Raw genomic sequence first — 19,303 nt, forward strand, 5'->3', positions numbered from 1 at the left:
CGTTCTGGCCGATGGCCGCGTTCTCGCCCGAGTGGGTCGCCATCCGCTGGGCCCTCGCGCACGGCGCCGAGGTCCGCTACATCGACCTGCCGGCCCGGAGCCGGGACGGGGCCCGGAGCCGGGACGGGGCCGCCGGTCCGTATCAGACCGCCGGCTGCTGCTGGGTGATGCAGTGGATGCCGCCGCCGCCCGCGAAGATGGTCCGGGCGTCCACCAGGACGACCTCCCGCTCCGGGAACAGGCGGCGGAAGATCTCCGCGGCGACCTCGTCGTGCGGGTCGTCGAAGGCGCACAGGACCACACCGCCGTTGCAGAGGTAGTGGTTGATGTACGAGTAGTCGACCCAGTCGCCCTCCTCGTCCTTCAGGACGGTGGGGGCCGGGACCTCGATGACCTCCAGGGGACGGCCCTGCGCGTCGGTCTGGCCGCGCAGGAGGTCGACGTAGAGGCGGGAGCGCTCGTAGTCGGGGTGCTGGGGGTTCTGCTGACTGTGCACCAGGACGGTGCCGGGGCGGGCGAAGGCGGCGACGATGTCGACGTGGCCCTGGGTGCCGTAGAGGCCGTAGTCGCCGGCCAGGCCGTGCGGGAGCCAGATCGCCTTGGTGGTGCCGAGCCTGGCGTGGATCTCCGCCTCGACCTCCTGGCGGCTCCACTCGGGGTTGCGGCCCGCACCGAGCTGCACGGTGTCCGTGAGCAGGACCGTGCCCTCGCCGTCGACGTGGATGGCGCCGCCCTCGTTGACGAGCGGGCTGCTCACCACCGGGACGCCGGCCGCGTCCGCCACGTGGCAGGCGATCTTGGAGTCGTGCTCCCAGCGGGCCCAGTCCTGCGCGCCCCAGCCGTTGAAGACCCAGTCCACGGCGGCGAGCCGGCCCTCCTCGTCCTTCACGAAGGTGGGGCCGATGTCGCGCATCCAGGCGTCGTCGAGTTCGCGCTCGACCAGCTCGACGTCCTCGCCGAGGAGGGCGCGGGCGGAGTCGGCGTCGCCGGGGGCGACGACCACCGTCACGGGCTCGAAGCGGCGGACGGCGCGGGCCACGGACGCCCAGGCGGCGCGGGCCTCGGCCAGCTCCTCCGGGTTGGTGAAGGTGGGGTTGGGGCTGGGCCAGGCCATCCAGGTGCGCTCGTGCGGGGTCCACTCGGCGGGCATGCGGTGCGTCATGATCACGGGTCCTAGCGAATCAGGGGAAGTAGAGGCGGTTGAGCGATGAGCCCGGTCGCCTCCGGCACGTCGAGCCGCAGGCCCCTGGCCGGGCGGGCGCGGGCCGGCTCGGCGGCACCGAAGATCGGCAGCCGGTCACGTTCCGTGGGAGTCAGTCGCACGTCCGTGCACCTCCTGTTTGAGTGACACTCTAAATGTTCGTGCGGCATCTTCCAAGCATTGACGTGGCCGTCTGCGATGAGTCACATTGGCTGACATTGAGCACCGCTCTAAACCCCCCACTCCCCCGCCCGCCCCACCCCCCGTCCCCCAGGGAGTCCCCATGGCGATAGAACAGCGCGGAGTCGACACCATCCCCGAGGAGGAACGCACCAGCGGACCCCGGGACCTCGTCTCGATCCTGCTCGGCTCCAACCTCTGCCTCGGCGTGATCGTCTTCGGCTGGCTCCCGGTCTCCTTCGGACTCGGGCTCTGGGCCTCGGTGACCTCCGTCGTCGTCGGCACCCTGGTCGGCGTGGCCGTCACCGCCCCGCTCGCGCTCGTCTCGCTGCGCACCGCCACCAACCTGTCCACCTCCTCCGGCGCCTTCTTCGGCGTACGGGGCCGACTGGTCGGCTCGGTGGTCGGACTGCTGCTCTCCCTCGGCTACACGGCGCTGACCCTGTGGATCGGCGGCGACGTGATGGTCGGCACCCTGGAGCGCCTGGTCGGGCTGCCCACCGGCGGAGCGACGCACGCCGCCGTGTACGCGCTGCTCGCCGCCCTGACCGTGGTCGGCGCCGTCTACGGCTACCGGCTGCTGCTCAAGCTGAGCCAGGCGCTCGCGATCGGCATGACCGTGCTGCTCGCCATCGGACTCGTCGCCTACGCCGGGGACTTCACCACCGCCGCGGTGCCCGACACCCCGTACCTGCTGGGCTCGTTCTGGCCGACCTGGCTGCTCTCCGCGGTCGCAGCCGGACTCAGCGGACCGGTCGCCTTCATCACCCTGCTCGGCGACTACACCCGCTACATCTCGCCCGAGCGGCACAGCCCGAGGAAGATCTGGCGCGCCACCTGTCTGGGCCTGCTCGTCGGCCTCCTCGTCCCGCAGCTCTTCGGTACGGTCACGGCCCTCGCGGCCCGCGGCGGCGCCGACTACGCCGGTCCCCTCGTCGCGGCCTCGCCCGCCTGGTACCTGGTGCCGCTGCTGCTCGCCGCGACCGCCGGCTCGGTCGGCAACGCCGGTCTGATGCTGTACTCGATGGGCCTCGACCTCGACGCGATCCTGCCCAGGGCGACCCGCGCCCGCGCCACCCTTGTCGTGGCGGCGGTGGCCACCGCCTTCGTCTTCCTCGGCCACTTCGCCTCGGACGCGCAGACCGCCATGACCTCGTTCGTGCTGCTGCTCACCGCGATCGGCACGCCCTGGGCGGTCATCACCCTGATCGGACACCGGCGCTGCCGCGGCGCGTACGACGCCGAGGCGCTCCAGGTCTACAACCGGCGCTCGCGCGGCGGCGTCTACTGGTACTCGGCCGGCTGGCACCCGCGCGCCACCGCCTCCTGGGCGATCGGCGCCGCCGTCGGCCTCGCCGGCGTGTCGACCCCGCTCTACGAGGGCCCGCTGCTCGCGCTGACCGGCGGGATCGACTGCAGTTTCGTGCTGTCCGGGATCGTCGGCGGTGTGCTGTACGCGGTGCTCACGCCCGCCCGGCAGACGGAGACGCCCGGGACGGTGACCGTCCCGGGCGCCCTGGTGGACTCGGAGTCGTGACCCCGTAAGTCCCTGGCCTCAGGCCTTACTTGCCCAGCTCGTGCATCCAGCCGTGGACGTCCTCGGACTTCCCGGTCTGGATGGCGAGCAGGGCCTCGCGCAGCTTCATGGTGACCTCGCCGGGCTCGCCGCCCGACTGCTGCCACTCGCCGCGGGCCGACTTCACCGTGCCGACGGGGGTGATGACGGCGGCGGTGCCGCAGGCGAAGACCTCGGTGAGGGTGCCGTTCTCCGTGTCGGCCTGCCACTGGTCGATGGAGACGCGGGCCTCCTCGGACTCGTAACCGAGGTCCCCCGCCACCTGGAGGAGGGAGTCGCGCGTGATGCCCTCCAGGATGGAGCCGCTCAGCGTCGGGGTGACGATCTTGTTGCCGTACACGAAGTACAGGTTCATGCCGCCGAGTTCCTCGACCCACTTGTGCTCGACCGCGTCGAGGTAGCAGACCTGGTCGCAGCCCTTCGCCGCCGCCTCGGCCTGCGCGAGCAGGGAGGCCGCGTAGTTGCCCCCGGTCTTGGCGTCGCCCATGCCGCCGGGGACGGCGCGGACGCGGTCCTCGGAGGCCCAGATGGAGACGGGCTTCACGCCGCCCGGGAAGTACGGGCCGGCCGGGGAGGCGATGACCACGAACAGGTACTCGTTGGCCGGGCGGACGCCCAGGCCGACCTCGGTCGCGATCATGAACGGGCGCAGGTAGAGCGAGGCCTCGCCGCCGTGCTCCGGGACCCACGCCTCGTCCTGCCGGACCAGCACGTCACAGGCCTCGACGAAGGTCTCGACCGGCAGCTCGGGCATGCCGAGCCGGTGCGCGGAGCGCTGGAAGCGACGGGCGTTGGCATCGGGACGGAAGCTGGCGACGGAACCGTCGGGGCGGCGGTAGGCCTTCAGGCCCTCGAAGATCTCCTGGGCGTAGTGCAGGACGTTCGTCGCCGGGTCGAGGGAGAGCGGGCCGTACGGCACGAGCTGGCCGTCGTGCCAGCCGCGGCCCTCCGTCCAGCGGATGGTGACCATGTGGTCGGTGAAGTGCCGGCCGAACCCCGGGTTGGCCAGGATCGCCTCGCGCTCCGCGTCGGACAGCGGGCTGGAGGAGGGCTTGAGCTCGATGGTGGGCGTCGTCATGAGTGCTTGTCCTTCACCGGTTGTGTGTGTCGGACCGCGCTCACGCCGCTCCGCAGTCACGCAGTACTGCTAGGACGTCCGAGCTTTCCCGCATGCCGCGGCCCCACGTTCGATTATCGCTCGTGGGGGCCGGTGCACGGAAACGGTGTGTACGCGGTCCAAGGGTTCGATGGTGGCACCCGGCGACCGCATAGGTACAGCCGCCGGGTGCTTGTCGCGACCCGGCGGCTGGGTGGGAGTTCAGCGGCGGGTCAGCTCGCTACGCGTACCGCGAGCGCGTCGCCGATCTCGTCCGTCGTGCGGACGCTGTCACCCCGCTCGGTGAGGTCGGCGGCGACGGCCGCCTCGATCCGGGCGGCCTCGGCCTCGTGGCCGAGGTGACGCAGGAGGAGGGCGACGGAGAGCACGGTGGCCGTCGGGTCGGCCTTGCCCTGGCCCGCGATGTCCGGCGCGGATCCGTGGACCGGCTCGAACATGGACGGGAACTCGCCGCTCGGGTTGATGTTGCCCGAGGCGGCGACGCCGATGCCGCCGGAGACGGCCGCGGCGAGGTCGGTGATGATGTCGCCGAAGAGGTTGTCGGTGACGATGACGTCGAACCGGGCCGGGTCGGTGACGAGGAAGATCGTCGCGGCGTCGACGTGCAGGTAGTCGGTCGTGACCTCGGGGAACTCGGCCGCGACCTTGGTGAAGATGTTGGTCCAGAGGTGGCCCGCGAAGGTCAGCACGTTGTTCTTGTGGACCAGCGTCAGCTTCTTGCGGGGGCGCGCCTGGGCGCGGGCGAAGGCGTCCCGGACCACGCGCTCGACACCGTAGGCCGTGTTGACGGAGACCTCGGTGGCGACCTCGTGTTCGGTGCCCTTGCGGATGGTGCCGCCGTTGCCGGTGTACGGACCCTCGGTGCCCTCGCGGACGACGACGAAGTCGATCTCCGGCTGGCCGGCGAGCGGGGTCGCGACGCCGGGGAGCAGCTTGGAGGGGCGCAGGTTGACGTGGTGGTCGAAGGCGAAGCGCAGCTTCAGGAGGAAGCCCCGCTCCAGGACGCCGGACGGGACCGACGGGTCGCCGATCGCGCCGAGCAGGATCGCGTCGTGCTGCTTGAGGGCGTCGAGGTCGGCGTCGGTGAGCGTCTCACCGGTCGCGTGGTAGCGCTTGGCGCCGAAGTCGTACTCCTTCGTCTCCAGCTTCACATCCTGGGGAAGGGCGGCCGCGAGGACCTTGAGGCCCTGCGCCACGACCTCCTGGCCGATGCCGTCGCCGGGGATGACTGCGAGATCGATGCTGTGAGACATGTCGGCACCCTACTCTTCGTCCCATCGTCTGACACATCATGTCCAGGATGCGGACGATCCTCCTGCTCGGGGGGAGGCGCGCCGTCGATGATGGAGTCATGACGCACACCCCGCGGGACACCGGAGACGTCGGAGACACCGGAGGCACCCGGTCGTTCGAGGAACTCGTGGCGGAGGCCTCCTGGGCGTCGGTGGACGGCTGGGACTTCTCCTGGCTGGACGGGCGGGCGACCGAGGAGCGCCCATCCTGGGGATATCAGCGCCTGATCGGCGAACGGCTCGCCACGGCCGGAGCATCCCTGGACGTCCAGACCGGGGGCGGCGAGGTGCTCGCGGGCGTGCCGGTGCTGCCGCCGACGGCGGCGGCCACCGAGTCCTGGCCGCCGAACGTCGCACGGGCCACGGAGCTGCTGCACCCGCGCGGGGTCGTGGTGGTGGCCGACCCGGACGAACCGCCGCTGCCGTTCGGCGACGCGGCGTTCGACCTGGTGACGAGCCGCCATCCGGCGACCGTGTGGTGGGCCGAGATCGCCCGGGTGCTGCGCCCGGGCGGCACGTACCTCGCCCAGCACGTGGGTCCGGCCAGCGTGTGGGAGCTCGTCGAGTACTTCCTGGGACCGCAGCCGGAGGCGGCCCGGCTGCGGCACCCCGACGACGAGGGCGCGGCGGCCCGCGCCGCGGGCCTGGACGTCGTCGACCTGCGGTCGGAGCGGCTGCGGATGGAGTTCCACGACGTGGGGGCCGTGATCTGGTTCCTGCGCAAGGTGATCTGGATCGTGCCCGGCTTCACGGTGGACGGGCAGCTGTCGCGCCTGCGCACGCTGGACGCGCGGATCCGCGAGCGGGGCCCGTTCGTGGCGCACTCGGCGCGGACCCTGATCGAGGCGCGGAAACCGGGACGGTGACGGGTCCGCGGGGGTGCGGAGACCCGCGGACGCCTGACGGCGGTGCCGGCGCGCCGGTCAGTGACCGGTGGCGCCGCCGTTGTCGCGGCGGTCGAGGGCGCGCTGGAGGGCGGCGGCGGCGTTCTTGCGGGCGTCGTCGCTGGGGCGGGTGGAGGAGTGGCGGACGCGACGGGCGGTCTGAGCGGCCATGAGGGATCGACTCCTTGAGATCAGTGGTGATCCGGATGTGCGGAGATCAGTGGTGATCGAAGGCGCCGGAAGGGGCGGGGAGCGCCGCCGCAGGGGTTGCCTGCCTAGGGGCGTCGCGCTCGCGTCCGCCTACGCTCGATGGAGCGGGACGTTCGGCTTCTACAAAGCTAGGGCAGGGAGCCTCATCTGTCTCCACAATTACTCGGACTTCCTACTATCTGAGACGGCGACCATCCCGCCCGGCCGCGCAGCTCGCGGATCAGAGCCCGGACGGCGAGGGATTTCGCCGGCTCAGGGGCGGTGACATAGCCCACCGACCGGCTCGGGCGGTCCGGTCCGAGATCGGTGATCTGCACCGAGGGCGGTGCTCCGATCAGCGACAGTTCCGGCATCACGGCCCTCCCGAAGGCACTGCTCACCATCGAGGGCACGAAGATGCCGGGGCCCGGCAGGGCCTGGGCCGGCCGGCGGGCCACGGCACCCAGCCGGTGAGCCACGCCCAGCCGGTGAGCCACGGCACCCAGTCGACTACCTAGATTGCATTCCTACCTAGGTAGTGATGGAATGCCGCCATGGCCGCAGACCGTCGCCCCAGCTGGCTCAAGGGAGTCCTCGACCTGCTCGTCCTCTCCTGCCTGACCGACGGCGAGAGTTACGGGTACGAGATCGCCAAGTCGCTCGCCGAGGCGGGCCTGGGCGAGATCAAGGGCGGGACGCTGTATCCGGTGCTGAACCGCCTGGAGGAGGCGGGACTGGTCGAGGCCGAGTTCCGGGCCGCCGAACGCGGCCCCGGGCGGCGCTACTACCGGCTCACCGAGCCGGGCCGGACGCATCTCGCGGCCGAGAGCGAGGCCTGGACGGAGTTCCACCGGGCCGTACGACGCAAGCTGCACGCAGGGGGAAGCACTTCATGACCGCGTACTTCGACGACCTGACCGCCGCCCTGCGCGCCACGGGCGTGCCGGAGGAGCAGATCGCCGCGACCGTCGCCGACCTGCGCGGACACGTGGCGGAGACGGGCACCGCCCCGGAGGAGGAGTTCGGTCCGGCCGCCCGGTTCGCGGCCTCGCTGGGCGGGCTCGCCCCCGAGCCGGAGGGGCCGGGCGCGGCGGCGGAGCACTGGACCTGGACCGCCGACCTCTTCAACGACCGGCGGATGCTCGCGGTCCACGGCGACCAGGGCTGGGAGGTCGAATCGCTGGACCCGCTCGGCCGGTTCGTCTGCCGACGGGCGCCCGGCGCGGCGCTGCGCTGGGAGTACCGCCGCGAGGTGATCGCGGGCCGGCGGCGGGCCCGGGTGCTCGGCGAGCTCTCGCCCGAGGGCTGGGAGCTGTGCGGGGAATGGCTGGTGTACGGCTACTTCAAGCGCCCCCGGGCGGCGACGGCGGGCCCGGCCGCGGCACTGGACGCCCTGCCCGAGACGCCCGGCCGGTGGCTGTTCCTGAGCCGCCGGGGCAAGGTGGTGCTGGCGGCGTGGACGGCGCTGGTGCTCGCGTCGACCGGCGCCTTCTTCATCGGGGTCATGGGCATGGGGGGCCTCGCGATCACCCTGGCGCTGGGTTCGATGGTCTCGGGGGTGTACACCGCGCACCTGGAGTCCACGCGACCCCGGACGGGGGCGGCGCCCCGCACCGGCCCCACGTCCTGACGCGGGGCCGGCGGAGGGTCACATCACGTCGCCGTCCCGCCAGTCGAAGACGAGCGGGTCGGCGGGGTCCGGCAGCGGGCGCCCGGCGGCCGGCCGGAGGTAGGTGGAGTCCTCCTCGTCGGGCAGGCGGACGATGCCGTCCGGGCTGAGCGTCTCGATCCGCCCGCGCCACGGACTCCAGCCGCGCGCCCGGTAGAGGGCGGCGCCGGCGTCGGAGGCGGACAGGGCCCCGAAGGCGTACGCGCCGTCGACGGCACGCTCCAGCTCGGCCATGATCCGGCCGCCGAGGCCCTGCCGGCGCAGCTCGGCACGGACGGCGACGGCTTCGACGTACCCGACGCGGTAGGAGCGGCCCCGGTGCAGGACGCGCCGCATGACGAGGCTTCCGTGGGCGGCGATCCCGGAGTCGTCCTCGATCCAGGCGTGCAGGCCGCCGAGGCCGTGGTCCCAGTCCTCGTCGGCGAAGTCGCCCTCGAAGGCGGCGTCGAGCATCGCGCGCACGGCGCGCAGCCGGTCGGGGCCGAGGTCGTGGGTGGGCGCGGTCCGCACCCGGGCGTCTCCGATCACGCCGCCAGTCTCCCGCACGACCCGCACCGGACGGACCTTCTAACCTTCAAAAAGTCATTGACAGGTTAGAGGAGACGCGATTGACTCTCCTAGTAACCAGTCATCCAGCAATGAGGGGTTAGAGAGATGTCCGTGCTGCCGATCCACCACCGCACCGTCACCGTCCGCGGCCACGAGATCTTCTACCGGGAGGCCGGCCCCGCCGACGCCCCCGTCCTGCTCCTCCTGCACGGCTTCCCGACCAGCTCGCGCATGTTCCGCGACCTGATCCCGCGGCTCGCCGACCGCTACCGGCTGATCGCCCCCGACCACCTGGGCTTCGGCCGCAGCGCCGCACCGGACGCCGCCGACTTCTCGTACACCTTCGCCGAACTGGCCGCACTGACCTCGGAATTCACCGAGGCGCTCGGCCTCGACCGGTTCGCCCTCTACATCCAGGACTACGGTGCCCCGATCGGCCTGCGTCTCGCGCTCGCCCACCCGGAGCGGATCACCGCGATCGTCTCCCAGAACGGCAACGCGTACCTCGACGGCCTCGGCGCCGACGCCTGGGCCCCGGTCCTCGCCCTGATCGCCGAGCGCACCCCCCAGACCGAGGCGCCGGTCCGCGGCATCCGCTCCCTCGACGGCATCCGGTGGCAGTACGAGACCGGCGTGCCCGCCGAGTACCGCGACCTGCTCGACCCCGACGCGTGGGAGCGCGACGCGGCCCTGATGGCCCGCGAGGGCCAGGACGAGATCCAGCTCGGCCTGATCGCCGACTATGACGCCAACTTCGCCCTGTACCCCGCCTTCCAGGAGTACTTCCGCACCAGCCGGGTGCCGCTCCTCGCCGTCTGGGGCGAGGGCGACCAGGTCTTCGTCCCGGCCGGCGCCGAGGCCTTCCGCCGCGACCTGCCGGACGCCGAGGTCCACCTCCTGCCGACCGGGCACTTCGCCCTGGAGACCCACGCGCCGCAGATCGCGTCGCTGATCGCGGACTTCCTCGCGCGGCGCGTCCCGGTCAGCTCGTAGCCCGCTCCAGCTCGTGGGCCGCGCGCTCCACCCAGGCGGTGAACTCCATGCGCGAGTGCGCGTCGCCCCCGCACAGGGCGGTGACCTGCGCGTGCGTGAGCCGCTCGGGTCCCGTGGTGACGAGCAGCCGGTGCAGCTCCCGCATCACGGCCGTCATCCGCTGAGCGTCGGGATGGTCGATCGCGTCGACCCCGTGTCCCGGGCCGAGGGTCGTCGAACCAGGCATGCCGTACCTCCTCGCCGAGCCGGTCCCCCTCCCCAGCAGCCTAAGCCCGCCCCCGTGGGCCCGCCCATGGAAACCGCCCCCGACCTCGGTTGGGGGACCGAGGAAGGGGGCGGTGTTCGGGGGCCGCCCAGGAAGCGGCGGGAGGCGTCAGCCCATGTGCGGGTAGCCGTACTCGGTCGGCGGGACCAGCGTCTCCTTGATGGCGCGGGTCAGCGTCCAGCGCATCAGGTTCTGCGGGGCGCCGGCCTTGTCGTTGGTGCCGGAGGCACGGCCGCCGCCGAAGGGCTGCTGGCCGACGACGGCGCCGGTCGACTTGTCGTTGATGTAGAAGTTGCCGGCCGCGAAGCGCAGCTTCTCCATGGTGTACGCGGCGGCGGCGCGGTCGCCCGCGATGACCGAGCCGGTGAGCGCGTAGTCCGAGACCGACTCCATCTGGGTCAGCATCTCGTCGTACTTCGCGTCGTCGTAGACGTACACGGCGAGGATCGGGCCGAAGTACTCGGTCGTGAAGACCTCGTTCTCCGGGTCGGTGCACTCGATGACTGTCGGACGGACGAAGTAGCCCTCCGAGTCGTCGTACGTGCCGCCGGCGACGATCGTGCAGGAGGCGTCGGCCTTCGCACGGTCGATGGCGGCCTTGTTCTTCGCGAAGGAGCGGTCGTCGATGACGGCGCCGATGAAGTTCGACAGGTCGGTGACGTCGCCCATCTTGATGCCGTCGACCTCGGCCGCGAACTCCTCCTTGAAGCCGTCGTTCCAGATGGAGGCCGGGACGTACGCACGCGAGGACGCGGAGCACTTCTGGCCCTGGAACTCGAAGGAGCCGCGGGTCAGCGCGGTCTTCAGGACGGCGCGGTCGGCGCTCGGGTGCGCGACGACGAAGTCCTTGCCGCCGGTCTCGCCGACGATCCGCGGGTAGGAGCGGTACGACTCGATGTTGTTGCCGACCGTCTTCCACAGGTGCTGGAAGGTCTTGGTCGAGCCGGTGAAGTGGATGCCGGCCAGGTCGCGGTGGTTCAGGGCCACCTCGGAGACGGCGATGCCGTCGCCGGTCACCAGGTTGATGACGCCCTTCGGCAGGCCGGCCTCCTCCAGGAGCTCCATGAGGAGCACCGCGGAGTGGGTCTGGGTCGGGGACGGCTTCCAGACCACCACGTTGCCCATGAGGGCGGGGGCGGTGGGCAGGTTGCCCGCGATGGCCGTGAAGTTGAACGGCGTGATCGCGTAGACGAAGCCCTCCAGCGGGCGGTGGTCCAGACGGTTCCACACACCCGGGGAGTTCGCCGGCGGCTGCTCGGCGAGGATCTGGCGGGCGTAGGCCACGTTGAAGCGCCAGAAGTCGACGAGCTCGCACGGGGTGTCGATCTCGGCCTGCTGGGCGGTCTTGGACTGGCCGAGCATGGTGGAGGCGGCCAGCGTCTCGCGCCACGGGCCGGCGAGCAGCTCGGCGGCGCGCAGGATGATCGCGGCGCGGTCGTCGAAGGACATCGCGCGCCAGGCCGGGGCTGCGGCCAGGGCGGCGTCGATGGCGTCCTGGGCGTCCTGCTGGGTGGCGCCGGCGAAGGTGCCGATGACGGCCTTGTGGTTGTGCGGCTGCACGACGTCGACGCGCTCGCCGCCGCCCATGCGCTTCACGCCGCCGATGGTCATCGGCAGCTCGCGCGGGTTGTCGGCCAGCTCCTTGAGCTTGACCTCGAGGCGGGCGCGCTCGGGGGAGCCGGGGGCGTAGCCGTGCACCGGCTCGTTGACGGGAGTGGGGACCTGGGTCACAGCGTCCATGAGTCTCGGAACTCCTTCGGAGGGGTGTGGGGCTCAGCCCTTGGTGAGGATGGAGCGGACGAAGAAGAGGAGGTTGGCCGGCTTCTCCGCGAGGCGGCGCATGAAGTAGCCGTACCAGTCGGTGCCGTACGCCGTGTAGACGCGCATCCGGTGGCCCTCGGCCGCGAGCCGGTTCTGCTCCTCGGTGCGGATGCCGTACAGCATCTGGAACTCGTACTCGTCCAGCTTGCGCCCGGCGCGGCGGGCGAGCTCCTGGCCGACGGAGATGAGCCGGGGGTCGTGGGACCCGATCATCGGGTAGCCCTCGCCCTCCATGAGGATCTTCATGATCCGGACGTAGGCCTTGTCGATCTCGGGCTTGTCCTGGATGGCGACCGAGGCGGGCTCCTTGTAGGCGCCCTTCACGATGCGCACGCGCGAGCCGTTGGCGGCGAGGCGGCGGGCGTCGTCCTCGGTGCGGAAGAGGTAGGCCTGGATGACGCAGCCGGTCTGCGGGAAGTCCTTCCGCAGCTCCTCGTGGATGGCGAACATCGAGTCGAGGGTGGTGTGGTCCTCGGCGTCCAGGGTGACGGTCGTGCCGATCTCGGCGGCGGCCGCGACGACCGGGCGGACGTTGGCGAGGGCCAGCTCGTGGCCGTTCTCCAGGGACTGGCCGAACATCGACAGCTTGACGGACATCTCGGCGCGGGCGCCCAGGCCCAGCTCCTTGAGGCGTCCGATCAGCTCCAGGTAGGCGTCACGGGCGGCGTGGGACTGCTCGACGGTGGTGATGTCCTCACCGACCACGTCGAGGGTGACCTCCAGGCCGCGGGCCGCCAGGTCCTGCACGATCGGGACGACGTCGTTCACCGTCTCGCCGGCGATGAAGCGAGCCACGACCTGCTTGGTCCCGGGGGCGGCCGACACGAAACGGCGCATCTTGTCGCTGCGCGACGCGGCGAGGATCACGGGACCCAGCACGGGGCACCTCCAGAGGGCAGGGTGACGAAAGGTGCCGTACCCGTATTTCCGTAACCGATCGGGAACAGCACGAAGAACCACCGTGAAACCTAAGGATCGCTCCGATCGTCCGCCATCTACAGCTGTCACGCATCCGTGGCTCCGCCCTCAGACATCTGTCTGAAGAGAGCGCCCGGCGGTGCGAGAATGGGCGCCGTGAAGGGCGATTACCAGGACCTGGTGGACGAGATCTCGGCGCTGCTCGGCGCCCCGGCGACCCTGGAGAACCGCGACTTCGGCCTGATCGCCTTCGGCGCCCACGACAGCGAGGACGACAGCGCCATGGATCCGGTCCGCACCCGGTCGATCCTCACCAGGAAGTCGACCCCGGCGGTCCGCGCCTGGTTCGAGGGCTTCGGCATCACCCGGGCGACCGGCCCCGTCCGCATCCCGGCCGCCCCGGACGCCGGTGTCTTCCGCGACCGGATCTGCCTGCCCGTACGCCATCGGGGTGTCGTCCTCGGCTACGTGTGGCTGCTCGACGCCGAGCCGGGCCCCTCGCACGCGCAACTGACCGCCGCCATGGAGGTCGCCGCCCGGATCGGCGACCTCCTGGCCGACGAGGAGCGCGCCGGGGCGGACCTCTCCCGGGAGCTGCGCGCCACCCTGACCGCGGAACGCGGCTGGCAGTACGACATGGCCGTGGCCGCCCTGCGCACCGCGCTCGGCCCGGACGCCGAAGGCCTCCACGCCCTGGTCTGCCTCGCCCCCTGGCCGGCCGAGGACTCCCCGTCCCCGCGCACGGTCCCGGGCGCGTCGGCCCTGTGCACGCTGCCGTGGAGCCGGCCGGGGGCCGGGCTGACGGGGGCACCGGGCGCGGGGACGGCGTACGCGGCGGGGGCGGCGGGCCCCTCCGGCGCCGACGAGGGCGGGGCGACGCGGGCGCTCGCCGCGCTCGTGCGGCTGCGGTCGGCCGACAACCCCGCCCCCGCCGGCACCGCGGCCGGCCGGCTGCGCGGTACGGCGGGGCCGGGGGCGGTCGCCGGAATCGCGGCCCCGCGCCGCGGGCTCGCGGATCTGGACGTGTCCTGGCGCGAGGCCGTCTCGGCGGCGCGGGCGGCGACCGCGCAGCCGCACCTGGGCCCGCTCGCCGAGTGGGCGGCCATCGGCCCGTACCGCATGCTCACCGCGCTGCCGCCGGCCGAACCGGACCCGGTGGTCCGCGCCCTGCTCGCGCCGGCGCACGCCGAACTGGCCCGCACGGCCGAGGTGTTCCTGGACCACGCGGGCCAGGCGGGCCGCACGGCGACGGCCCTCGGAATCCACCGCCAGACCCTCTACTACCGCCTCTCCCGCGTCGAACAGCTCACCGGCCTCGACCTGGACGCGGGCGAGGACCGGCTGCTGCTCCACATGGCACTGAAGGCGGCGAGGCTGTGACCGCCGCGGCGTGACCCCTTAGGGGGCATTCGGGGAAGCCTGAGGGGTGTCCCCGATATCCCACGGCATGTCAGGACCTCTACCGTCGAGGGGAGTCGGTGGTCCGGGCGGTCGGAGGGCGGTGCGATGAAGGCGTGGGTGCAGGACCGGTACGGATCGGCGGACGTGCTGGAGTTCCGGGAGGTCGACGTGCCGGTGCCCGGGGAGCACGAGGTGCTCGTGCGGGTGCACGCGGCCTCGGTCAACGCGGCGGACTGGCATCTGATGCGGGGTGACCCGTACGTGGCGCGCCTGGCGCTGGGACTGCGGCGCCCCAGGGAGCGGGTCAGGGGGCGGGACTTCGCCGGGGTGGTGACGGCGGTCGGCGCGGGCGTGAGCCGGTTCCGGCCGGGCGACGAGGTGTTCGGGGAGGCCGCCGGCTCCTTCGCCGAGTACGTGTGCGCGGCGCAGGACGCGGTGGAACGAAGACCCTCCGGCCTGAGCTACGAGCAGGCGGCGGCGATCCCGCTCGCGGGCAACACCGCGCTGATGGGGGTGCGTGATCTGGGCCGGCTGAGGCAGGGCCAGAAGGTGCTGGTCAACGGCGCGTCGGGGGGCGTGGGCACGTTCGCCGTGCAGATCGCGAAGGCGTACGGCGCCGAGGTGACCGGGGTGTGCAGCACGCGGAACGTGGAACTGGTCCGGGGTCTCGGCGCGGACCGCGTCCTCGACTACACGCGGGAGGACTTCACCCAGGGGCCGGAGCGGTACGACCTTCTCCTCGACCTCGTGGGCAACAGGTCCCTGGCCGAGTACCGGCGGGTGCTCGCCCCGGGGGGAAGGCTCGTGCTGTCCGGCGGGGGCGCCTTCGAGGGCGGCAGCCTGGTCGGGCCCATGGGGCTGATCATCCAGGGGCAGCTGGCCTCGCTGTTCACCGGCGGCCGGGTCCGGGTGCTCACGGCGAAGCCCCGGGCGGAGAACCTGGCGGCGCTGCGGGAGCTCGCCGAGGAGGGCCGGATCGCCCCGGTGGTCGAGCGGACCTATCCGCTGGCCGAGGCGGACCGGGCCTTGCGGTACGTCGAGGGCGATCACCCGCGCGCCAAGGTGGTGATCAGCTCTCCTCCCCCATCAGGACCTTGAGTCCCGCCGTGAGGTCGTCGGCGCTGGGCGCGGTCTCCGGGTCGACCACCCACTGGATCATGACCCCGGTGGCGAGGGCCTGGACGAGCAGCCCGGCGACGCGCGCCTTCTCGGGCTCCGCCTCCGGGTCGATGCCGAGCATGCCCTCGGCCATGCCGAGCCGACCCTCCCGCTGCGGCTCCTTGATCGCCTCGCGGAGCTTCTCGTCGTCGTCGAGACGGGTGACGACCTCGGTCTGGAGCTTCCAGACCGGACGGCTGGCATCGGCGGCGCCGATCAGGCGCTCCCAGACGGCGCGGAAGCGCTCGTACGGATCGGCGGGGAGCTGCGCGGCCTCGACGTCCGCCCCGCCGACCCGCTCGCCCCACTCCTCGGTCAGCGCGAGGAAGGCCTGCTGGAGCAGGGCGTCCTTGGAGCCGTAGTGGTAGCCGATGGAGGCCAGGTTGGTCCCGGAGGCGGCCACCACGTCACGGGCGGTCGTCCGGGCGTAGCCCTTCTCCAGGAGGCAGCGCTTGGCGCCGTCGAGCAGATCTTCCTTGTGTCCCATGGACAGCACTGTACCCGCCACCTAGACGCTTGTCTAAGACGTACGTCTAGAGGGCGGGTACGAAGCGGTGCGACAGGCGGTCGGAATGACCGCCGCGATCAGACCAGGTTGACCGAGCGCGCCGAGGTCGCGCCGATCTCCTCCGCGATCTCGGAGAGCACGTTCGCCGGGACCGTGTCGTCGACGGTGAGCACGACCAGCGCCTCGCCGCCCTCCTCCGTACGGGAGACCTGCATGCCCGCGATGTTCAGACCGGCCTCGCCGAGGATCCGGCCGACCGTGCCGACGACACCCGGACGGTCCTCGTAGCGCAGCACCACCATGTGCTCGGCGAGCGCCAGGTCCACGTCGTAGTCCCCGACCGCGACGATCTTCTGCAGGTGCTTCGGGCCCGCCAGCGTGCCGGAGACCGAGACCTCCTGGCCGCTCGCGAGCGTGCCGCGCACGGTGACCACGTTGCGGTGGTCGGGCGACTCGGAGCTCGTGGTCAGGCGCACCTCGACACCGCGCTCCTGCGCGAACAGCGGAGCGTTGACGTACGACACGGTCTCGTCGACGACGTCCTCGAACACGCCCTTGAGCGCGGAGAGTTCGAGCACCTTCACGTCGTGCTGGGTGATCTCGCCGTACACCTCGACGTCGAGCCGGGCCGCGACCTCGCCGGCCAGCGCCGTGAAGATCCGGCCGAGCTTCTCGGCCAGCGGCAGACCCGGCTTCACGTCCTCGGCGATGACGCCGCCCTGGACGTTGACCGCGTCCGGGACCAGCTCGCCCGCGAGCGCCAGGCGCACCGAACGGGCCACCGCGATGCCCGCCTTCTCCTGGGCCTCGTCCGTGGAGGCGCCCAGGTGCGGGGTGCACACGACCTCGTCGAGCTCGAAGAGCGGGGAGTCCGTGCAGGGCTCCTTGGCGTACACGTCGAGGCCCGCGCCGGCGACCCGGCCCTCCTTGAGCGCCGAGTACAGCGCCGCCTCGTCCACGATGCCGCCGCGCGCGGCGTTGACGATCCGGACCGAGGGCTTGACCTTGTGCAGCGCCTCGTCGCCGATGAGACCGAGGGTCTCCGGCGTCTTGGGCAGGTGGACGGTGATGAAGTCGGCGACCTCCAGAAGCTCGTCCAGGGCCAGCAGCTTCACCCCCATCTGGGCGGCGCGGGCGGGCTGCACGTAGGGGTCGTACGCGACGATCTTCATGCCGAAGGCGGACATGCGCTGGGCGACCAGGACGCCGATGCGGCCGAGGCCGACGACACCGAGGGTCTTCTCGCTGAGCTCGACGCCGGTGTACTTCGAGCGCTTCCACTCGCCGTTCTTCAGCGCGGTGTTGGCCTGCGGGATGTTGCGCGCGGTGGCGACGAGGAGACCGCACGCGAGCTCTGCGGCGGTGACGATGTTGGAGGTCGGGGCGTTCACGACCATCACGCCGGCCTTGGTGGCGGCGGAGACGTCCACGTTGTCGAGGCCGACACCGGCGCGGGCGACGACCCGGAGCTTCTTGGCGGCGGCGATGGCCTCCGCGTCGACCTTGGTCGCGGAGCGGATCAGGATGGCGTCGACATCGGCGATCGCGGGGAGCAGCTCGGCGCGGTCGGCGCCGTTGCAGTGCCGGATCTCGAAGTCCGGTCCCAGCGCGTCGACGGTGGCGGGCGACAGCTCTTCAGCGATGAGTACGACAGGTTTCGAGCTCACGTGAGTCCTCACAAAGGCAGTGCGGACGGCCGTCCCGACGGCCGCAGCGGTGGAGGGGGCTTGCCGCGTGAAAGCGCACGACGCTGTGGGCCAGACGCGATGTTGTTGAGCAGTCTAGTGGTGCGTCGACCTGCGTCGTACGCCTCGTTGGAAGGATCACCCGTCCGTGGTTGGACGGGGTGTCCAAGGAAGTGGCACGGGGCCGGACAGCATGTCCGGCCCCGTGCCCAGAGGCTTACGCCTCCTCGTCGTTCACCCAGCTCATGAGCTTGCGCAGCTCCTTGCCGGTGGTCTCCAGGAGGTGCTTCTCGTCCTGGGTCTTGTACTCGTTGTACTTCTTCAGACCGCCGTGGTACTCGTCCATCCAGTTCTTGGCGAAGGTGCCGTCCTGGATGTCGGTGAGGACCTTCTTCATCTCGGCCTTGGTGGCGTCCGTGATGATGCGCGGGCCGGTGATGTAGTCGCCCCACTCGGCGGTCTCGGAGACGGACCAGCGCATCTTCTCCAGGCCGCCCTCGTACATGAGGTCCACGATCAGCTTCAGCTCGTGGAGGCACTCGAAGTAGGCGATCTCCGGCTGGTAACCGGCCTCGACCAGGGTCTCGAAGCCGGCCTTGACGAGGGCGCTGGCGCCACCGCACAGCACGGCCTGCTCGCCGAAGAGGTCGGTCTCGGTCTCCTCGGTGAAGGTCGTCTTGATGACGCCGGCGCGGGTGCCGCCGATGGCCTTGGCGTAGGACAGGGCCAGGGCGAAGGCGTTGCCGGTCGCGTCCTGCTCGACGGCGGCGATCGCGGGGACGCCGCGGCCCTCCTCGTACTGGCGGCGGACCAGGTGGCCCGGGCCCTTCGGGGCGACCAGGGCGACGTCGACGCCGGCCGGGGGCTTGATGAAGCCGAAGCGCACGTTGAAGCCGTGGGCGAAGAACAGCGCGTCGCCGTCCTTCAGGTTCGGGGCGATCGACGCCTCGTAGACCTGGGCCTGGATCGGGTCCGGGATCAGGATCATGATGACGTCGGCCTCGGCGGCGGCCTCGGCCGGGGTCACCACGCGCAGGCCCTGCTCCTCGGCCTTGGCCTTGGACTTGGAGCCCTCGTGCAGACCGACGCGGACGTCGACACCCGAGTCACGGAGCGACAGCGCGTGGGCGTGGCCCTGGCTGCCGTATCCGATCACCGCGACCTTGCGGCCCTGGATGATGGACAGGTCGGCGTCGTCGTCGTAGAACAGCTCGGCCACTGGGAATCTCCTTGAGGTGCTGGTGTTGCTCCCACCGTACGGCGGGGTGCGGGAGGAAGGTTTTCGGGTCTCGCCAGGCGGACCGTCGGGTGGACCGTCGGTCGACCCGTCTTGACGGTCGGCTCGGTGTCGGGCGTGTCAGGCGCTGCGGTCGAGGGCCCGCAGGGACCGGTCCGTGATGGACCGGGAGCCGCGCCCTATGGCGATCGTGCCCGACTGGACGAGCTCCTTGATGCCGAACTGCTCCAGCATCTTCAGCATCGCCTCGAGCTTGTCACTCGAACCGGTGGCCTCGATGGTGACCGCCTCGGGCGAGACGTCCACGGTCTTGGCGCGGAACAGCTGGACGATCTCGACGATCTGGGAGCGGGTCTCGTTGTCGGCGCGGACCTTCACCAGGACGAGCTCGCGCTGGATCGCGGCGCTGGGCTCGAGTTCGACGATCTTCAGGACGTTGACCAGCTTGTTGAGCTGCTTGGTCACCTGCTCCAGCGGCAGGTCCTCGACATTGACCACGATGGTGATGCGGGAGATGTCGGGGTGCTCGGTGACACCGACGGCGAGCGAGTCGATGTTGAAGCCGCGGCGGGAGAACAGGGCGGCGATCCGGGCGAGGATGCCGGGCGTGTTCTCGACCAGGACGGAGAGCGTGTGCTTGGTGGACATGGTGTGGGTCTC

General features: G+C 71.5%; 19 protein-coding genes and 3 pseudogenes. 8 read left to right on the forward strand and 14 right to left on the reverse strand.

Annotation, left to right across the window (positions count from 1 at the left end; translation table 11 throughout):
* Positions 1 to 140: pseudogene (locus AB0M16_RS02705) on the forward strand (DUF5682 family protein); the annotation flags it as partial.
* A 2-nt stretch (positions 141 to 142) separates the two neighbouring features.
* On the opposite strand, the gene AB0M16_RS02710 reads toward AB0M16_RS02705, so the two are convergent.
* On the reverse strand, positions 143 to 1,162 hold the full coding sequence (locus AB0M16_RS02710; RefSeq protein ID WP_365337981.1) for an agmatine deiminase family protein: 1,020 nt from the start codon (positions 1,160 to 1,162) through the stop codon (positions 143 to 145).
* A gap of 41 nt (positions 1,163 to 1,203) precedes the next feature.
* Positions 1,204 to 1,323, reverse strand: a pseudogene (locus AB0M16_RS02715) (urease subunit gamma); the annotation flags it as partial.
* Positions 1,324 to 1,484: 161 nt separating this feature from the next.
* Between AB0M16_RS02715 and AB0M16_RS02720 the strand changes: the two are divergent.
* On the forward strand, positions 1,485 to 2,918 hold the full coding sequence (locus AB0M16_RS02720) for a cytosine permease (RefSeq protein WP_365337983.1): 1,434 nt from the start codon (positions 1,485 to 1,487) through the stop codon (positions 2,916 to 2,918).
* 25 nt (positions 2,919 to 2,943) lie between these two features.
* On the opposite strand, the gene AB0M16_RS02725 is transcribed toward AB0M16_RS02720, so the two are convergent.
* Together AB0M16_RS02725 and AB0M16_RS02730 are read right to left on the reverse strand one after the other, a co-directional pair.
* Positions 2,944 to 4,035: a branched-chain amino acid aminotransferase gene (locus AB0M16_RS02725; protein ID WP_365337985.1), complete on the reverse strand. Its 1,092-nt coding sequence runs from the start codon at positions 4,033 to 4,035 to the stop codon at positions 2,944 to 2,946.
* Between the two features lie 251 nt (positions 4,036 to 4,286).
* On the reverse strand, positions 4,287 to 5,327 hold the full coding sequence (locus AB0M16_RS02730; protein ID WP_365337987.1) for a 3-isopropylmalate dehydrogenase: 1,041 nt from the start codon (positions 5,325 to 5,327) through the stop codon (positions 4,287 to 4,289).
* A 98-nt stretch (positions 5,328 to 5,425) separates the two neighbouring features.
* Here AB0M16_RS02730 and AB0M16_RS02735 point away from each other — a divergent pair, with 98 nt between their 5' ends.
* Positions 5,426 to 6,232, forward strand: coding sequence for a class I SAM-dependent methyltransferase (locus AB0M16_RS02735; RefSeq protein WP_365337989.1), 807 nt, complete (start codon positions 5,426 to 5,428; stop codon positions 6,230 to 6,232).
* 57 nt (positions 6,233 to 6,289) lie between these two features.
* On the opposite strand, the gene AB0M16_RS02740 is transcribed toward AB0M16_RS02735, so the two are convergent.
* The gene (locus AB0M16_RS02740) at positions 6,290 to 6,421 is read right to left on the reverse strand and encodes a hypothetical protein (RefSeq protein ID WP_365337991.1); all 132 of its coding nucleotides are present in this window, start codon (positions 6,419 to 6,421) and stop codon (positions 6,290 to 6,292) included.
* A 182-nt stretch (positions 6,422 to 6,603) separates the two neighbouring features.
* Positions 6,604 to 6,852, reverse strand: a pseudogene (locus AB0M16_RS02745) (LysR family transcriptional regulator); the annotation flags it as partial.
* Positions 6,853 to 6,993: 141 nt separating this feature from the next.
* Between AB0M16_RS02745 and AB0M16_RS02750 the strand changes: the two are divergent.
* Positions 6,994 to 7,335 (forward strand): helix-turn-helix transcriptional regulator, encoded by a 342-nt coding sequence (locus AB0M16_RS02750; protein ID WP_365337993.1) that lies wholly within the window; start codon positions 6,994 to 6,996, stop codon positions 7,333 to 7,335.
* Positions 7,332 to 8,069, forward strand: coding sequence for a hypothetical protein (locus tag AB0M16_RS02755; protein WP_365337994.1), 738 nt, complete (start codon positions 7,332 to 7,334; stop codon positions 8,067 to 8,069). Before AB0M16_RS02750 ends, AB0M16_RS02755 begins: the two co-directional genes overlap by 4 nt.
* 18 nt (positions 8,070 to 8,087) lie before the next feature.
* Here the strand turns inward: AB0M16_RS02755 and AB0M16_RS02760 are convergent, their stop codons facing one another.
* Entirely contained in the window at positions 8,088 to 8,633 is a 546-nt protein-coding gene (locus tag AB0M16_RS02760; RefSeq protein ID WP_365338715.1) for a GNAT family N-acetyltransferase, read from the reverse strand.
* Positions 8,634 to 8,762: 129 nt separating this feature from the next.
* Between AB0M16_RS02760 and AB0M16_RS02765 the strand changes: the two genes are divergently transcribed.
* Positions 8,763 to 9,650 carry an alpha/beta fold hydrolase gene (locus AB0M16_RS02765; protein WP_365337996.1) on the forward strand — a complete coding sequence of 296 codons (888 nt, stop codon included), beginning with the start codon at positions 8,763 to 8,765 and terminating at the stop codon, positions 9,648 to 9,650.
* Here the strand turns inward: AB0M16_RS02765 and AB0M16_RS02770 are convergent.
* The 3 genes from AB0M16_RS02770 to AB0M16_RS02780 form a co-directional block, all read right to left on the reverse strand.
* Entirely contained in the window at positions 9,640 to 9,876 is a 237-nt protein-coding gene (locus AB0M16_RS02770) for a hypothetical protein (RefSeq protein WP_365337998.1), read from the reverse strand. The genes AB0M16_RS02765 and AB0M16_RS02770 overlap by 11 nt on opposite strands.
* Before the next feature lie 147 nt (positions 9,877 to 10,023).
* A complete protein-coding gene (gene pruA / locus AB0M16_RS02775; RefSeq protein WP_365338000.1) occupies positions 10,024 to 11,655 on the reverse strand; it encodes an L-glutamate gamma-semialdehyde dehydrogenase in 1,632 nt (543 codons plus the stop codon).
* A gap of 33 nt (positions 11,656 to 11,688) precedes the next feature.
* A complete protein-coding gene (locus tag AB0M16_RS02780; protein ID WP_365338002.1) occupies positions 11,689 to 12,615 on the reverse strand; it encodes a proline dehydrogenase family protein in 927 nt (308 codons plus the stop codon).
* A gap of 195 nt (positions 12,616 to 12,810) precedes the next feature.
* Between AB0M16_RS02780 and AB0M16_RS02785 the strand changes: the two genes are divergently transcribed.
* Both AB0M16_RS02785 and AB0M16_RS02790 read left to right on the forward strand, forming a co-directional pair.
* The gene (locus AB0M16_RS02785) at positions 12,811 to 14,034 is read left to right on the forward strand and encodes a helix-turn-helix domain-containing protein (protein ID WP_365338004.1); all 1,224 of its coding nucleotides are present in this window, start codon (positions 12,811 to 12,813) and stop codon (positions 14,032 to 14,034) included.
* Positions 14,035 to 14,160: 126 nt separating this feature from the next.
* Positions 14,161 to 15,153 carry an NAD(P)-dependent alcohol dehydrogenase gene (locus AB0M16_RS02790; RefSeq protein ID WP_365338006.1) on the forward strand — a complete coding sequence of 331 codons (993 nt, stop codon included), beginning with the start codon at positions 14,161 to 14,163 and terminating at the stop codon, positions 15,151 to 15,153.
* Here the strand turns inward: AB0M16_RS02790 and AB0M16_RS02795 are convergent.
* The 4 genes from AB0M16_RS02795 to ilvN all read right to left on the reverse strand — a co-directional run bounded on the left by AB0M16_RS02795 (position 15,125) and on the right by ilvN (position 19,291).
* Positions 15,125 to 15,700: a TetR/AcrR family transcriptional regulator gene (locus tag AB0M16_RS02795; RefSeq protein ID WP_365338008.1), complete on the reverse strand. Its 576-nt coding sequence runs from the start codon at positions 15,698 to 15,700 to the stop codon at positions 15,125 to 15,127. The genes AB0M16_RS02790 and AB0M16_RS02795 overlap by 29 nt on opposite strands.
* A gap of 98 nt (positions 15,701 to 15,798) precedes the next feature.
* Positions 15,799 to 17,388, reverse strand: a complete 1,590-nt coding sequence (gene serA, locus AB0M16_RS02800; protein WP_365338010.1) for a phosphoglycerate dehydrogenase — start codon at positions 17,386 to 17,388, stop codon at positions 15,799 to 15,801.
* A gap of 235 nt (positions 17,389 to 17,623) precedes the next feature.
* Positions 17,624 to 18,625 (reverse strand): ketol-acid reductoisomerase, encoded by a 1,002-nt coding sequence (gene ilvC, locus AB0M16_RS02805; RefSeq protein WP_365338012.1) that lies wholly within the window; start codon positions 18,623 to 18,625, stop codon positions 17,624 to 17,626.
* A gap of 138 nt (positions 18,626 to 18,763) precedes the next feature.
* The gene (gene ilvN / locus AB0M16_RS02810) at positions 18,764 to 19,291 is read right to left on the reverse strand and encodes an acetolactate synthase small subunit (protein WP_015036373.1); all 528 of its coding nucleotides are present in this window, start codon (positions 19,289 to 19,291) and stop codon (positions 18,764 to 18,766) included.
* Between the last annotated feature and the right edge of the window lie 12 nt (positions 19,292 to 19,303).

Source organism: Streptomyces sp. NPDC051921 (genome assembly GCF_040680975.1).
Lineage (GTDB): Bacteria > Actinomycetota > Actinomycetes > Streptomycetales > Streptomycetaceae > Streptomyces.